Raw genomic sequence first — 14,931 nt, forward strand, 5'->3', positions numbered from 1 at the left:
TCAGCCGTCGTCAGTGGTCAGCTGCCCTTCCCCTGCGCCGTCAGCGTTCCAGCCCCGCCCGGTAGGCGAGCCGGGCGGCCTGCACCCGGTTGTCCGCGCCGACCTTCGCCAGCAGCCTGCTGACCTGGCCTTTGACGGTGCCCTCGCTGATGTGCAGGGCGGCACCGATATCGGCGTTGGACAGCCCTCTGGCGATCAGCCGCAGCACCTGGAGATCGCGGTCCGCCAGGGACTCCAGGACCTGCTTCTCCGCCGCCGTCAGCTGCGCGGACTGCCCGGCCAGTACCTCAAGGACCCGCCCGGTCACCGCCGGGTCCAGCGTCGCCATGCCCTCGGCGACCTGACGTACGGCACGCAGCAGCTCCTCCGGAGGCGTGTCCTTCAGGAGGAATCCGCTGGCGCCCGCCCTTACGGCCTCGTCGACGTACTCGTCCGAGCTGAACGTCGTCAGGATCAGCACCCGCGGTGGCCGCGGCAGCGCCCTGATCTCCCGCGTCGCGGCCAGCCCGTCCATGCCCGGCATCCGGATGTCCAGCAGCGCGACGTCAGGGCTGAACTGCCGGGCGGCGTCCACGGCGCTGCGGCCGTCCCAGGCCTGGGCGACGACATGCAGGTCGTCGCCGGCCTCGACGATGTCGCTCAGCCCTCGGCGCACGATCTCGCTGTCGTCGGCGATCAGGACATGGATCACCATGGCGGTCCTCCGGCACTGCGCAGGGGTGCGTCACATTGCACACTTCCTCATCGTCGCCGTACGGGCGCGGAGCCGCCAAAGAGACCACCGCTCGTCGCGCCTCCCCGCCGGCCCGGCCCTGGCGGCACGGCGACCAGCACGACCAGCACGACCAGGACAGCCAGGACGCTGAGACATGCCGCCGACCGCGTCTCCACGGCGAAGGAACCCTTCTCCTCAACGACCCGAAGGAGACGCCGTGTTCGGTGCCGCGCGCTCGGCGGCGTCCGACGAAGCCCCGCGACCAGCAGCGGCCGATGGCCTCGGCGCGCAGGGCCACGCCGCACCCCGTCAGGGCATGCGTCCGTGCTGGTCGGACGAGGTGCGGCGGCCGTTCAGCCGGAGGAGCGTCAGATGTCGCGGAAGATCTCGATCTGGGCGCCGACCGAGTTGAGGCGCTCGGCCAGTTCCTCGTAACCACGGTTGATGACGTACACGTTGCGCAGCACGGACGTGCCCTCCGCCGCCATCATCGCCAGCAGGACGACCACGGCGGGCCGCAGGGCCGGCGGGCACATCATCTCGGCGGCGCGCCAGCGGGTCGGGCCCTCGACCAGGACGCGGTGCGGGTCGAGGAGCTGGAGGCGGCCGCCGAGGCGGTTGAGGTCGGTGAGGTAGATGGCACGGTTGTCGTAGACCCAGTCGTGGATGAGGGTCTGGCCCTGGGCGACCGCCGCGATCGCCGCGAAGAACGGCACGTTGTCGATGTTGAGGCCCGGGAAGGGCATCGGGTGGATCTTGTCGATCGGCGCCTCCAGCTTGGAGGGGCGCACGGTCAGGTCCACCAGCCGCGTACGGCCGTTGTCGGCGTTGTACTCCGGCGTTCGGTCGTGGTCGAGGCCCATCTCCTCCAGCACGGCCAGCTCGATCTCCAGGAACTCGATCGGGACACGACGGATCGTCAGCTGGGATTCGGTGACGACGGCGGCGGCGAGCAGGCTCATCGCCTCGACCGGGTCCTCGGAGGGGGAGTAGTCGACGTCGACGTCGATGGTGGCCACACCGTGGACGGTCAGCGTCGTCGTGCCGATGCCCTCGACGCGTACCCCGAGAGCCTCCAGGAAGAAGCACAGGTCCTGGACCATGTAGTTGGAGGAGGCGTTGCGGATGACGGTGACGCCGTCGTGGCGGGCCGCCGCCAGCAGGGCGTTCTCGGTCACGGTGTCGCCGCGCTCGGTCAGCACGATCGGACGGTCGGGGCTCGTCGAGCGCTCGACGACGGCGTGATACAGCCCCTCGGTCGCGGTGATGTCCAGACCAAAACGGCGCAGCGCGATCATGTGCGGCTCGATGGTGCGCGTACCGAGGTCGCAGCCGCCCGCGTAGGGCAGCCGGAAGCGGTCCATGCGGTGCAGCAGGGGTCCCAGGAACATGATGATCGAGCGGGTCCTGCGGGCGGCGTCCGCGTCGATGGCGTCCATGTCGAGACGGGCCGGCGGGACGATCTCGAGGTCGGTGCCGTCGTTGATCCAGCGGGTCCGTACACCGATGGAGTTCAGCACCTCCAGCAGGCGGTAGACCTCCTCGATCCGCGCGACGCGGCGCAGTACGGTCCGGCCCTTGTTGAGCAGCGAGGCGCAGAGCAGGGCGACGCAGGCGTTCTTGCTGGTCTTGACGTCGATGGCACCGGAGAGGCGGCGCCGGCCGACGACCCGCAGATGCATCGGCCCGGCGTAGCCGAGGGACACGATCTCGCTGTCGAGCGCCTCACCGATACGGGCAATCATCTCAAGGCTGATGTTCTGATTGCCGCGCTCGATGCGATTGACGGCGCTCTGGCTGGTGCCGAGTGCGTCGGCGAGCTGCGCCTGTGTCCAGCCCCGGTGCTGACGGGCGTCACGGATGAGCTTGCCGATGCGTACGAGGTAGTCGTCTGCCATAGCGGCAGGCTATCTCAGATATGAGATGAGGCGTCCAATGGGATGGACCATACGGGTGACACCCTGACTTGATGGTCCATCATCTACCTAACTAGGGCAAACCGGGCGTGGCGGCGCGCCGCAGGTGCGGGTGGCGTGCCCCCGTGCCCCACTGGTGCGCCTCGCGTGACTGGCGCCCTCGGCGTCCCGGCGGTGCGCCCCGGAGTCTCGCCTCGCCGGGACCCTCGCCCGGGCGAGGGCCGCATCCCCGCGACGCCCGGTCGCGGCCCCGGCTCGTGCGCCGGAGTCCGGAGCCTGGAGTGCAGGGCCCGCGGCCAGGTCGGAGCGGCCCGCCCGCAGGCGGTCGCCCCCTGGGGTCAGAAGCCTCAGGGGCAGAACGTGGGCGTCCGGGCATGACCCTTCAGCGGTCATGTACTAGAGTTATCTCGACATCGAGATATCTACACGGAGGCGTACCGCATCGCCGACCGTCACGGCCCATTCGGTAAGGGTGGCCTAACTAAGCCTTACCTTAGCGGATCGCCGGGACGTCGCAGCAGGCAGGATGCGGTCAGTACGCGCACATTGATGAAGGAGACTGTCGTGTCGGCGAACAGCTTCGACGCCCGCAGCACACTGCGTGTGGGCGACGAGTCGTACGAGATCTTCAGGCTGGACAAGGTCGAGGGCTCCGCGCGCCTCCCTTACAGCCTCAAGGTCCTGCTGGAGAACCTGCTCCGCACCGAGGACGGCGCGAACATCACCGCCGACCACATCCGGGCGCTCGGCGGCTGGGACTCGCAGGCGCAGCCGAGCCAGGAGATCCAGTTCACGCCGGCCCGCGTGATCATGCAGGACTTCACCGGCGTGCCCTGTGTCGTGGACCTCGCCACCATGCGTGAGGCCGTCAAGGAGCTCGGCGGCGACGCCGCGAAGATCAATCCGCTCGCGCCCGCCGAGCTGGTCATCGACCACTCCGTCATCGCCGACAGGTTCGGCACCCCGGACTCCTTCGCCCAGAACGTGGAGCTGGAGTACGGCCGCAACAAGGAGCGCTACCAGTTCCTGCGCTGGGGCCAGACCGCCTTCGACGAGTTCAAGGTCGTCCCGCCCGGCACCGGCATCGTCCACCAGGTGAACATCGAGCACCTGGCGCGTACGGTCATGGTCCGGGGCGGCCAGGCCTACCCCGACACCCTCGTCGGCACCGACTCGCACACCACCATGGTCAACGGCCTCGGCGTGCTGGGCTGGGGCGTCGGCGGCATCGAGGCCGAGGCCGCCATGCTCGGCCAGCCGGTCTCGATGCTCATCCCGCGCGTCGTCGGCTTCAAGCTCACCGGTGAGCTGCAGCCCGGCACCACCGCCACCGACCTCGTCCTCACGATCACCGAGATGCTGCGGGGGCACGGCGTCGTCGGCAAGTTCGTCGAGTTCTACGGCGAGGGCGTGGCGGCGACGAGCCTCGCCAACCGCGCCACCATCGGCAACATGTCGCCCGAGTTCGGCTCCACCGCCGCGATCTTCCCGATCGACGACGAGACCCTGAACTACCTGAAGCTGACCGGCCGCAGCGCGCAGCAGGTCGCCCTCGTCGAGGCGTACGCGAAGGAGCAGGGCCTCTGGCTCGACCCGGCCGCCGAGCCCGACTTCTCCGAGAAGCTGGAGCTCGACCTCTCCACGGTCGTCCCCTCCATCGCCGGCCCCAAGCGCCCGCAGGACCGTATCGTCCTCGCGAACGCCGCCCAGCAGTTCGCCCAGGACGTGCGCAACTACGTCGAGGACGACGACGAGGCGGGCAAGGAGTCCTTCCCGGCCTCCGACGCCCCGGCCGCGTCCAACGGTGTGCCGACCCGCCCCACCACGGTCACCGCCCCCGACGGCACGACGTACGAGATCGACCACGGCGCCGTCACCGTCGCCGCGATCACCTCCTGCACCAACACCTCGAACCCGTACGTCATGGTCGCCGCCGCGCTGGTGGCGAAGAAGGCGGTCGAGAAGGGCCTGACCCGCAAGCCGTGGGTCAAGACCACCCTCGCCCCGGGCTCCAAGGTCGTCACCGACTACTTCGACAAGGCGGGCCTGACCCCGTACCTCGACAAGGTCGGCTTCAACCTCGTCGGCTACGGCTGCACCACCTGCATCGGCAACTCCGGCCCGCTGCCGGAGGAGGTCTCCAAGGCCGTCAACGAGCACGACCTCGCCGTCACCTCGGTGCTGTCCGGCAACCGCAACTTCGAGGGCCGCATCAACCCCGACGTCAAGATGAACTACCTGGCGTCCCCGCCGCTGGTCGTCGCGTACGCCCTCGCGGGTTCCATGAAGGTGGACGTCACCCGTGAGGCGCTCGGCACCGACACCGAGGGCAACCCCGTCTTCCTGAAGGACATCTGGCCCTCCGAGGCCGAGGTCAACGACGTCGTGGCCAACGCCATCGGCGAGGACATGTTCAACAAGTCCTACCAGGACGTCTTCGCGGGCGACGCCCAGTGGCAGGCGCTGCCGATCCCGACCGGCAACACCTTCGAATGGGACGCCGAGTCGACCTACGTCCGCAAGCCCCCGTACTTCGAGGGCATGACGATGGACCCGGCCCCGGTCACCGACATCGCCGGTGCCCGCGTGCTGGCCAAGCTGGGCGACTCGGTCACCACCGACCACATCTCCCCGGCCGGTGCCATCAAGGCCGACACCCCGGCCGGCAAGTACCTCACCGAGCACGGTGTGGAGCGTCGTGACTTCAACTCCTACGGCTCGCGCCGGGGCAACCACGAGGTCATGATCCGCGGCACGTTCGCCAACATCCGCCTGCGCAACCAGATCGCGCCGGGCACCGAGGGCGGCTACACCCGCGACTTCACCCGGTCCGCCGAAGGTGAGGGAGGGGCGCCGGTGTCGTTCATCTACGACGCCTCGCGCAACTACATCGAGCAGGGCATCCCGCTGGTCGTCCTGGCCGGCAAGGAGTACGGCTCCGGCTCGTCCCGCGACTGGGCCGCCAAGGGCACCGCGCTGCTCGGCGTCAAGGCCGTCATCGCCGAGTCGTACGAGCGCATCCACCGCTCGAACCTCATCGGCATGGGTGTCCTCCCGCTCCAGTTCCCGGAGGGCGCGTCGGCCGAGTCCCTCGGCCTGACCGGCGAGGAGACCTTCTCCTTCGCGGGCGTCACCGAGCTCAACGAGGGCCGTACGCCGCGCACGGTGAAGGTCACCACCGACACCGGTGTCGAGTTCGACGCGGTCGTCCGCATCGACACCCCCGGTGAGGCGGACTACTACCGCAACGGCGGCATCATGCAGTACGTGCTGCGCAACCTGATCCGCAAGTAGTCCACCGGGATTCCGCGAGGAGTCCGGACACGAGCAGAGGCAGGTACGCGGAAAGGGCCGCACCCCCGTCACGGGGGTGCGGCCCCTTCGCTTTCCGTCGGAAGGTCCGTCGCAAGGCCGGCCGGAACATCCGCCGGGACATCCGCCGGAGCATCCGCCGGAACGTCCGTCAGAACAGCAGACGGTAGGTGTTCCAGCCGCTCGTACCGATCTTGACCCGCGCCTGGTACGGGGCGGCGGCGTTGCCGGTGCCACGGTAGAGCCAGAGCGCTCCGGCCGCGTCACGGGCGATCAGGTCCGTCGTCCCGTCGATGTCGATGTCACCGACGGAGACCAGGGTGTTGAACAGGTTCCAGCCGGAGCCGATCTTCGTGCGCGCGGCGAACGGCGCCGTGCGGTTCCCGGTGCCCCGGTAGAGCCACAGCACCCCCGAGCCGTCACGCGCGACGATGTCGGGCCGGCCGTCGCCGGTCAGGTCGCCCTGGCCGGCGATCTGGTTGTACATGTTCCAGCCCGGGCCGACCTTGGTACGGCCCGTCAGCGTTCCGTTGCCGTACCCCAGGTAGATCCACAGGACACCGGAGGCGTCCCGGGCGATCAGGTCGTCGGCCGCGGCGCCGGCGAGGTTCCCCGGGGAGAGCACCTTGTTGTAGATGTTCCAGCCGCCACCGACGGAGGCCGGTTCCCCGCCGAACGGGGCGTAGAACAGCTGCCCGCCGTTGTTGATCTCCCAGACGCCGTCGGAACTCCCGTCGGCGTCGTGGTCGACCTGGGTGGCGTGCTTGATGACGCCCCAGTCGAAGCCGACGAGCACCCGGCTGTCGAGACCGCCCGTGCCGTTCGGCGGATAGCCGTACAGATCACCTGCCCGGTCGGCGCCGTACAGGGCGTTGATCGGAGCGTCGCCCGGCTCCGCCTGCGCGCGGGATCCGTTCGGGCGCGCGGCGGGGCGAGGATCGGCGGCGGCGCCGACCGACGGCGCCGGCACCGGTGCGGACACCGACGACGGCGCCGAGGCGGGCGCCGGCCGGTCGGCCGCTGACGCCGCACCGGTGCCGGTGACGGCGAGAGCCGTGGCGACCGCCGCCACGGCGATACGGGTAAGGGCCCGGCCGCGCTTACGGCCGATGAGTGGGGCCACGTAGTTCTCCAGTGAGGATCGAGGTGTGAGAGGTGTGGCCCGCCTCAAGAGGTGCGGCGAGCCACGGAACCACCGGATCGTTTCACCGGATCTGCACATCTCAACGCGTCGCCGGTGCAGGAAAGTTGAACGCGGGGCAACATTCCGCTACGCGTCCGCGGGCTCCGTGAAGCCGAGGTGACGTTGCAGGAACCGGGTCATCGCCGCCCATGTCTCGGCCTGCGCCAGCGCGTTGGCCTGCGGCGTGCCGCCGGAGACGAGGATCCCGTCCCGGTCCGCGGTCGTCGGGACCAGCGGAGGGCGCATGAAGTGCCCGGCGCCCGGGTGGATCAGCAGGTCGTCCTGGGCCGCGACGGTACGGCGGCGCTCGACCAGGGCGCGGGCCATCGCCTCGGACGGCCACACGGCGTCGTCCGTGCCGGCGACGGCCAGCAGGGGAGCCGTGATGTCCTCCACCGGGATCAGCGCGTTCTTCACCGCGGCGGAGTCCCAGAGCCCCGCCCCGTACGCGGACCGCAGCCGCAGCGCCGTGGAGCGCGACCGTCCGCCGGGCAGCCGCCGCAGCAGGGCGTGCCGGGCCAGCTGCGGCAGCAGCAGTTCACCCCGCACCGGCACATAGGGCAGCGGGGCCGCCCGGTACGTCCACGAGGAGGTCATCGGCGGCCGGCCACCGGAGCCGAGCGCCTGCCACACGACATGCGTCGGCGCGATCGCCACCACCGCCCGCACCGGGACCCGGGCCAGGGCGAGCGCCGCCAGTGCCCCGCCCGTCCCCACCGAATGGGCGACGACGGCGACCCGCCGGCGCTCCGCCAGCGCCGATACCGCCCGGGTGAACCGTTCGAGCGGAACATTCGCGACCGTCCGGGGCTGTCCCTGACCGCCCACGTAACCCAGCACCACCGTCGTGAAGCCGCACCGGGACGCCAGCAGCGCGGCCGTCGGCGTGACCGCCTCCATGCTGGTGGATCCCGGGATCAGGACCACCACCGGCCGGGGCCCGGAGCTCAGCGAACGCGGGGCGAACCGGACGACTCGCAGCCCCTCGTCCATCGACTCCGTCCGGGTGACCCGCCGGGCCCGCCAGCGCCGTACGACCGTCCGCCGGACCTGGCGTGCCCGGTCGGCCGCGCAGCGCACGGTCCACGTCAACTGGTCGTCCGGCGCCGTGAAGACGACCGGTGACCGGTGACGTTGCACATTGTGCATCGACCACCAGGGACCCGACGGATCAACGCCGCTGTAGGAGCCCGCCAGCGGCGCGCTCAGCGCCGGGCCGGCGACTCCGCGGGCGTCCGCGCGGTAACGGTTGTCCGACCGCCAGGCCCTCCCGGCGGCATCGGTCACGTCGATCCGGACCGTCACCTGCTCATGCGGGCGGAGCCCTCGGACGACGAGCTCCGGGACCTCGTCGACGAGTCCCTCACCGGGCGCGATGGTCAGTTCCACGCTTCGGAACGTATGCGCACGAGGCCCGGCGGGCGACCGGGCGCTCCCGTTCGAGTGAGACGGGGCTCGCCGGTCCCACACCCGTCGCCCACCCGACCCGCACCCGTCGCATGCGTCGCCACCCTCCAGGGGACGGACCGGACCGGACCGGACCAGACCGGGCCGGGCCGGGCCGTGACCGGGGCCGTGACCGGGCTCCCGGGCCGGGGGCCCGTTCGCCGTCGCCGAGGGTCTCGGCACCGGCCGGGAACACGCCGAGGGCCGCACCCCGCCAGGGGTGCGGCCCTCGGTTCGCCGTGACGCTACGAGATCAACTCGACCTCCGCCAGCACCGTCTGCGTACCGGCGCCGGCCGGCACCAGCCGGTACTTCTGGTACGTCCCCGGGCGCGCGACCGTGAACACACGGGTCTGCTTGTCCCAGGCGAACGTCTCACCCGACCGCCTGTCCACATCGGTCCAGGCCGTGCCGTCCCGCGAGCCCTGCAGGACCCAGCCCGCCGGCGCCTTGTCCCGCGCCGAGGACGTGAGCGTGTACTGGACCGCGCGGGTGGCCGCCGCGACGGGCAGGTCCACGGACGCCTCCAACGCCCCCTCCGTGCCGGAGGTGTTGTCGAAGAGCGCCCCCGGCCCGCTGATCGCGTCGTGCCTCGGCGACGGCACCTTGTCGTCCGTCGTCACCGACACGGGAGCGGCGCTCTCGCCCGTGCCCCACTTCGACGGCTTCGCGCCCATGTCGAACTCCAGCGTGCCGCCGCGCGCCAGCAGCGAGTGCGGGAGCGCGGTGGAGTTCCAGCGCTTGCCGTTCACCTTCAGACCCTGGACGTAGATGTTGCGGGCGCTGTTCTTCGGGGCCTTCACCACGAGGTCGCGGCCGTTGTCCAGGTGCACGGTCGCCTTGGTGAACAGCGGCGAGCCGACCGCGTACTCCCCGCTGCCCATCACCAGCGGGTAGAAGCCGAGCGCGGAGAAGAGGAACCAGGCGGACTGTTCGCCGTTGTCCTCGTCACCGTGGTAGCCCTGGCCGATCTCGCTTCCGGTGTAGAGGCGGGAGAGGACCTCGCGGACCTTCTCCTGCGTTTTCCAGGGCTGCGAGGCCGCGTTGTACATGTAGGTGACGTGGTGGGCGACCTGGTTGGAGTGGCCGTACATGCCCATCCGTACGTCGCGGGCCTCGGTCATCTCGTGGATGACACTGCCGTACGAGCCGACGAATTCCGGGGACGCCGTTTCCGGAGTGGCGAAATAGGTGTCCAGTTTCTTGCCGAGTTCCGCCCGGCCGCCGTACACATTCGCCAGGCCCCGGCTGTCCTGCGGCGCGGTGAAGGCGTATCCCCAGCCATTGGTCTCGGTGTAGTCGTAACCCCAGATCCGGGGGTCGTACCGGTCCGACGGAACCCGCCAGTCGCCCTTGGCGTTGCGGCCCTGGAAGAAGCCGGCCTTCGTGTCGAAGAGGGAGACGTAATTCCGGGCCCGGTTGAGGAAGTAGGCGGACTCCTCCTTGTAGCGGGCCTTCTTCGTCTTCGCGTGGAGCGCGTCGGCCATCTTGGAGAGGCCGTAGTCGTTGAGATAGCCCTCCAGCGACCACGACAGGCCTTCGTGCGTCTCGGTCGGGGCGTAGCCGAGGAACGGCGAGGTCTCCATGCCCTTGCGGCCCACGCCCTTGCTCGGCGGCGCGACGGTCGCGTTCTTCAGCGCCGCCTCGTACGCCGCCTCGGCGTCGAAGCCGCGGACGCCCTTCACATACGCGTCGGCGAAGGCGACGTCGGAGGAGGTGCCGGTCATCAGGTCGGCGTAGCCGGGGGAGGACCAGCGGGAGATCCAGCCGCCGTCCTTGTACTGCTGGACGAATCCGTCCACCAGCTCGCCCGCCTTCTTCGGCGTGAGGAAGGAGTAGGCCGGCCAGGTCGTCCGGTAGGTGTCCCAGAAACCGTTGTTGACGTACACCTTCCCGTCGACGATCTTCGCGCCGGTGTGGGTCGGCGTGTCGGGTCCGGTCTGCGGCGAGAACGGGCTCGCGTACCGGTCCTTCCCGTCGACCTTCTCGAAGCCGGAGTTGGGGTACAGGTACAGCCGGTAGAGCGAGGAGTACAGGGTCACCAGCTGGTCGTGGGTCGCGCCCTCGACCTCGACCCGGCCGAGGATGTCGTCCCAGGCGTCCTGGGCCCGGTCCCTGACCGTGCCGAAGCCCGCCGAGGCGGGGATCTCGCCGGCCAGGTTCTTCTTCGCCTGGTCCACGCTGATCAGTGACGTGGCAATGCGCAATGTCACCGTACGGTCCTTGCCGGCGTCGAAGCGGAGATGGCCCCGGACCCCCTCCGCCGCGGACGAGGTGACGGGCGCGTCGAAGACGCCGTACACGAACAGCCGTGTCGCACCCGTCGACAGTCCGCTCTTGACGTCCGAGTAGCCGGTGAAGGAGCTGGTCCCCGGGTCGAGCGTGAGCCCGGCCTGGTCGGTGACGTTGTCGAAGATCACCGCCGCGTTCTCACCCGGGTAGGTGAACCGCATCATCGCGGCGTGATCGGTGGGAGCGATCTCCGCCTTCAGACCGTTCTCGAACGTCACGCCGTAGTAGTGCGGGCGCGCGGTCTCCTTCTCGTGACGGAAGGGCAGCGCACGGGCGGTACGCGCCGGGTCGGGAGTGCCCTCGGCGGCGGACGGCATCAGCTGGAAGGTCTGCCGGTCGCCCATCCAGGGGCTCGGCTCATGGCTGGCGCTGAACGCCTGCACGGTGGGCAGATTGTCCGCGTTGTTGGCGCGCGCGTACTCGTACAGCCAGCTCAGCGAGCCCGCGTTGGTCACCGGCGTCCAGAAGTTGAAGCCGTGCGGGACCGCGGTGGCCGGGAAGGTGTTGCCGCGCGAGAAGGAGCCGCTGGAGTTCGTGCCGCGCACCGTCGAGGCGTAGTCCGACAGATGCTCGAGCCGCTTCCGGGGCGCCTCGGGGGCGATGCGCACGTCGTCGATCCAGCCCTGGAACTTCGCCGGGCCCTTCGGCGAGTCGTACGCCACCAGGATCCGGTCCACGGTCTTGCCGGCGGCGACCGACCCGATGCCGGAGGCCACCTGGTTCCACTGGTTGACGTAGAGGCGCTTGGCAGCGCCCTGGCCCTGCGGAGTCAACAGCCCGCCGTGCGAGTCCACCGCCCGGAGGTCACTCAGATAGGTGCCGTCGGTGAACGCGAGATCGACCGCCACGTTCGTGGCCGGATAGTTGAGATCGGTCTCGGGCAGCGAGGGGAAGACGCGGTACGACAGCTCCGTGTCGCGCCTCACCATCGTGTCGACGTCGAAGACCTTGTTGTACGAGTAGGCGCGGCCGTCCGGCTTGTGCGTGCCCGCGTACTTCAGGGCGCGCGTCCCGGTGAATCCGGCGCCGGCCTTCGCCGTGGGGGAGCCGGCGGGGCCGCGGTCGACCTGGCTGCGCATGTCCTCGGGCGCCGGGGCGCTCGTGTCGCCGTCGGAGAACTGGACGTCGGCGAGCTGGAGGATGCCCGAGGCGCCGTTGTTGGCGGTGATCTCCAGCCGGTAGTGCCCGTACGCGGCGGCGTTCGACGCCTCGATGTCGTACGTCTTCGTCTGGAAGCGCTTGTCGAACGTCTCGCCCTCGCGGGTGTCCAGGACCTTCCAGTCCTTGCCGTCCGCCGAGCCCTGGAGGGTCCAGTCCTTCGGGTCGCGCTCGGCGAAGTCGTTCGCGGACGTCAGCGCGTAGGTGACGACCTTGACCGGGGCGTCCATGGAGAACTCGGCCCAGCCGGCCGGCTCGAACGCCAGCCATTTGGTGGACGGCTGGAGATCGACCAGATTCTCCTTGGTCTCACCGCCGCCGGAGTTCTCGGCGCTGGCACGCACCTCGACGACCTTGTCGGTGACATTGCCCGGTATGCCGGACGCGAAGCCGCCGTCGATGCCCAACGACCGCTTCTTTCCGTCTGGTCCCGTTTCCACGGTATTGCGCCAGTCGGGCTGGGCTTCGTCCGCTTCGAAGGACGTGCTGAATTCCCGCGCCGGCGCGGCGGCTTGGGCGGGGAGCGCGACGGCCGCCGACTGCGCCGTCACCACCAGCAGGGAAGCGGCCGCCACCAGGGCGGCCGCGCGGGCTTGTCCGTACCGAGGATGCCGAGAGTGCCGAGGGCTGGATCTGGGCCGCATATCGAGCCGTTCCTCCCGCCGAAGCGATGTAGACAACGTTGTCAAGCGCAATGCGCAGGAACCAGTAGGGAGGTAAGTGCCGCGTGGTGTCAAGGGTGTTGACGGCATGGCGGGCTCGGAATCGGCCGATTCGGCGAGAATCCGCCCGGAGTACGGATCGGGGCGGGACGCTCATATCCGTCAGGTCTCAACTCGGGAAAGACTGCCGACCAACCTTGCTTTCGATCTTGCTCACGTGGCGGGAAGTGGACTATACCTGTCGGCGTCCGGACTTGCCGGTGACACGGCGGCGGACAAGGGGACGAAGGGCGGCCCGGAAGACGAGAATGTCGACAGCAATGCGCGGATCTCCGTTCCCGCGTAGACCCCTGCACGACCAGCTTCAGCAATTGACCGCGGTGGCGGGGCCCTTCGCCTCAGGCGAGACGCACGGGCGACCGGTTCACCGCCTGAGTCCTGGAGAAGGCGAGGACTTGAGCATGGGATCCACCTCCGCGCACACGGACGGCGGGCTGGGCCGCCGCGATCTGATCGAGCGGAGCACGGCTGTCGCTCCGGCCTCGGCCCCGGCGACCGCTCTTCCGAATTCGTGTGCATCGAGTGGCGGCGGTGAAGGGGCGCCGGTGCCGTCTCGTCGATCACGGCGGCATGCGTCGCTCAGCTGATCACCATCGGTGTCGCTGAGCGGCTCCGAAACGGCGATACGCCCCGATGTACATGTCCGCCAACATCCCAGGCGGAGACTCACGCAAGGACGCGCTCAAAGAGAAGTGCGGCAAGCGCATGGCCAACCTGGCCTGACAGCCGAACACGCAGCAAACCCATGAAGATCCAAACGATCGGTAAGGATGCAGAGATGACCTCTCGTACCGGCTCTTTTGACAGGCGGACGCTCCTGCGCGGGGCGATCGCAACGGCAGCCATGGGTTCGCTTGCGGTTGCGTGTGGATCTCCCTCTGGCAACGGTGGTGGCGGCGGCCCGAAGGGCAAGGTGGGGGCCACCAACCCGTTCGGTGTCGCCGAAGGTTCCAAGGTCGAAGCGGCCATCTTCGACGGCGGCTACGGCGTTGACTATGTCGAATACGCCAACAAGGTCATCGGGAAGCAGGTCAAGGGTGTCGCGGTCCAGGTCAAGCCGGTCGTCGACATTGCCCCCGAGCTCCAGCCCCGGTTCGTCGGCGGTAACCCGCCGGACCTCATCGACAACTCCGGTGAGGACCAGATCGGGTTCCTCGGCATCCTCGACCAGCTCGAGACACTGGATGACGTCCTTGAGGCGAAGAACTACGAAGGCACGAAGATCGCCGACACGCTCTACGCGGGCGTCAAGAAGCCCGGAACGTACAACGGCAAGTTCGTCGCGCTCAACTACGTGATGACGGTGTACGGCGTCTGGTACTCGAAGACGCTGTTCGAGGCGAACGGCTGGACCCCGCCCAAGACCTGGGACGAGGCGCTCGACCTCGGCCAGCAGGCGAAGAAGAAGGGCAAGTACCTCTTCGTCCACGGCAAGGAAGCCGCGACCTATTACCGGACGCTCCTGATCGACTCGGCGATCAAGGAGGGCGGCGACGAGGTCCGGATCGCTCTCGAGAAGCTGGAGAAGGACTCCTGGTCGCATCCGGCCATCCAGGGCGTTCTCAAGATCATGGAGACCATGGTCAAGGAGAAGATGTTCGTCCCCGGTGGCTCCGGCACGCAGTTCCAGAAGGCGCAGGCGATCTGGAGCAACGACCAGAAGGCGCTTCTCTACCCGTCCGGTGGCTGGATCGAGAACGAGATGAAGGACGCCACCAAGACGGACTTCCAGATGACTGGAGTTCCGTCAATGACGCTCACCGGTAAGCCGAAGATTCCCTACGAGGCGCTTCGCGCGGCCGCGGGCGAGCCGTTCATCGTGCCCAAGCAGGGCAAGAACCCGGCCGGCGGTAAGGAGGTGCTGCGGGCGATGCTGTCCAAGGAGGCGGCTGCCAACTTCTCCAGGACGAAGCTGGCCCCGACGATCGTCAAGGGCACCGTGCCCGCAGACGGCTACGGATCGTCCGCGCTGGTCTCACAGTCGAAGATGCTCGAGGCCGCGGGCCAGAACATCTTCAACTACCTGTTCGTCGAGGCCTACGGGATGAACACCGACCAGCTGGTGCCGTGGAACTCGTTCCTCGCCGGTGACATCGACGCCAAGGGCCTGACCTCGGCTCTGCAGAAGATCTCCGACAAGATCCGGGAAGACGACTCCATCGAGAAGTTCGAGGTCAGCTAGTACCG

The 14,931-nt window shown here is 69.1% G+C and carries 7 protein-coding genes; 2 read left to right on the forward strand and 5 right to left on the reverse strand.

Annotation, left to right across the window (positions count from 1 at the left end):
* Positions 1 to 40: 40 nt before the first annotated feature.
* The gene (locus ACIQMR_RS25990; RefSeq protein WP_401391791.1) at positions 41 to 694 is read right to left on the reverse strand and encodes a response regulator; all 654 of its coding nucleotides are present in this window, start codon (positions 692 to 694) and stop codon (positions 41 to 43) included.
* A gap of 389 nt (positions 695 to 1,083) precedes the next feature.
* Positions 1,084 to 2,613, reverse strand: a complete 1,530-nt coding sequence (locus tag ACIQMR_RS25995; RefSeq protein ID WP_266387747.1) for a UDP-N-acetylglucosamine 1-carboxyvinyltransferase — start codon at positions 2,611 to 2,613, stop codon at positions 1,084 to 1,086.
* Between the two features lie 582 nt (positions 2,614 to 3,195).
* On the opposite strand from ACIQMR_RS25995, the gene acnA reads away from it, so the two are divergent.
* The gene (gene acnA, locus ACIQMR_RS26000) at positions 3,196 to 5,925 is read left to right on the forward strand and encodes an aconitate hydratase AcnA (protein WP_401391794.1); all 2,730 of its coding nucleotides are present in this window, start codon (positions 3,196 to 3,198) and stop codon (positions 5,923 to 5,925) included.
* A gap of 169 nt (positions 5,926 to 6,094) precedes the next feature.
* On the opposite strand, the gene ACIQMR_RS26005 is transcribed toward acnA, so the two are convergent.
* The 3 genes from ACIQMR_RS26005 to ACIQMR_RS26015 all read right to left on the reverse strand — a co-directional run bounded on the left by ACIQMR_RS26005 (position 6,095) and on the right by ACIQMR_RS26015 (position 12,666).
* On the reverse strand, positions 6,095 to 7,066 hold the full coding sequence (locus tag ACIQMR_RS26005) for an FG-GAP repeat domain-containing protein (protein ID WP_401391797.1): 972 nt from the start codon (positions 7,064 to 7,066) through the stop codon (positions 6,095 to 6,097).
* Positions 7,067 to 7,213: 147 nt separating this feature from the next.
* Positions 7,214 to 8,515, reverse strand: coding sequence for an acyl-CoA thioesterase/bile acid-CoA:amino acid N-acyltransferase family protein (locus ACIQMR_RS26010; protein ID WP_401391800.1), 1,302 nt, complete (start codon positions 8,513 to 8,515; stop codon positions 7,214 to 7,216).
* Positions 8,516 to 8,817: 302 nt separating this feature from the next.
* Positions 8,818 to 12,666 (reverse strand): GH92 family glycosyl hydrolase, encoded by a 3,849-nt coding sequence (locus ACIQMR_RS26015; protein WP_401391803.1) that lies wholly within the window; start codon positions 12,664 to 12,666, stop codon positions 8,818 to 8,820.
* Positions 12,667 to 13,588: 922 nt separating this feature from the next.
* Between ACIQMR_RS26015 and ngcE the strand changes: the two genes are divergently transcribed.
* Entirely contained in the window at positions 13,589 to 14,926 is a 1,338-nt protein-coding gene (ngcE, locus tag ACIQMR_RS26020; protein ID WP_401392237.1) for an N-acetylglucosamine/diacetylchitobiose ABC transporter substrate-binding protein, read from the forward strand.
* Positions 14,927 to 14,931: the final 5 nt, after the last annotated feature.

The sequence above is a fragment of the Streptomyces sp. NPDC091376 genome (assembly GCF_044757085.1).
Classification (GTDB): Bacteria; Actinomycetota; Actinomycetes; order Streptomycetales; family Streptomycetaceae; genus Streptomyces; species Streptomyces pratisoli.

Coding starts and splice junctions, on each gene's coding strand:
- ACIQMR_RS25990 (WP_401391791.1), bottom strand. CDS start 694: ATGGTGATCCATGTCCTGATCGCCGACGACAGCGAGATCGTGCGCCGA.
- ACIQMR_RS25995 (WP_266387747.1), bottom strand. CDS start 2,613: ATGGCAGACGACTACCTCGTACGCATCGGCAAGCTCATCCGTGACGCC.
- ACIQMR_RS26015 (WP_401391803.1), bottom strand. CDS start 12,666: ATGCGGCCCAGATCCAGCCCTCGGCACTCTCGGCATCCTCGGTACGGA.
- ngcE (WP_401392237.1), top strand. CDS start 13,589: ATGGGTTCGCTTGCGGTTGCGTGTGGATCTCCCTCTGGCAACGGTGGT.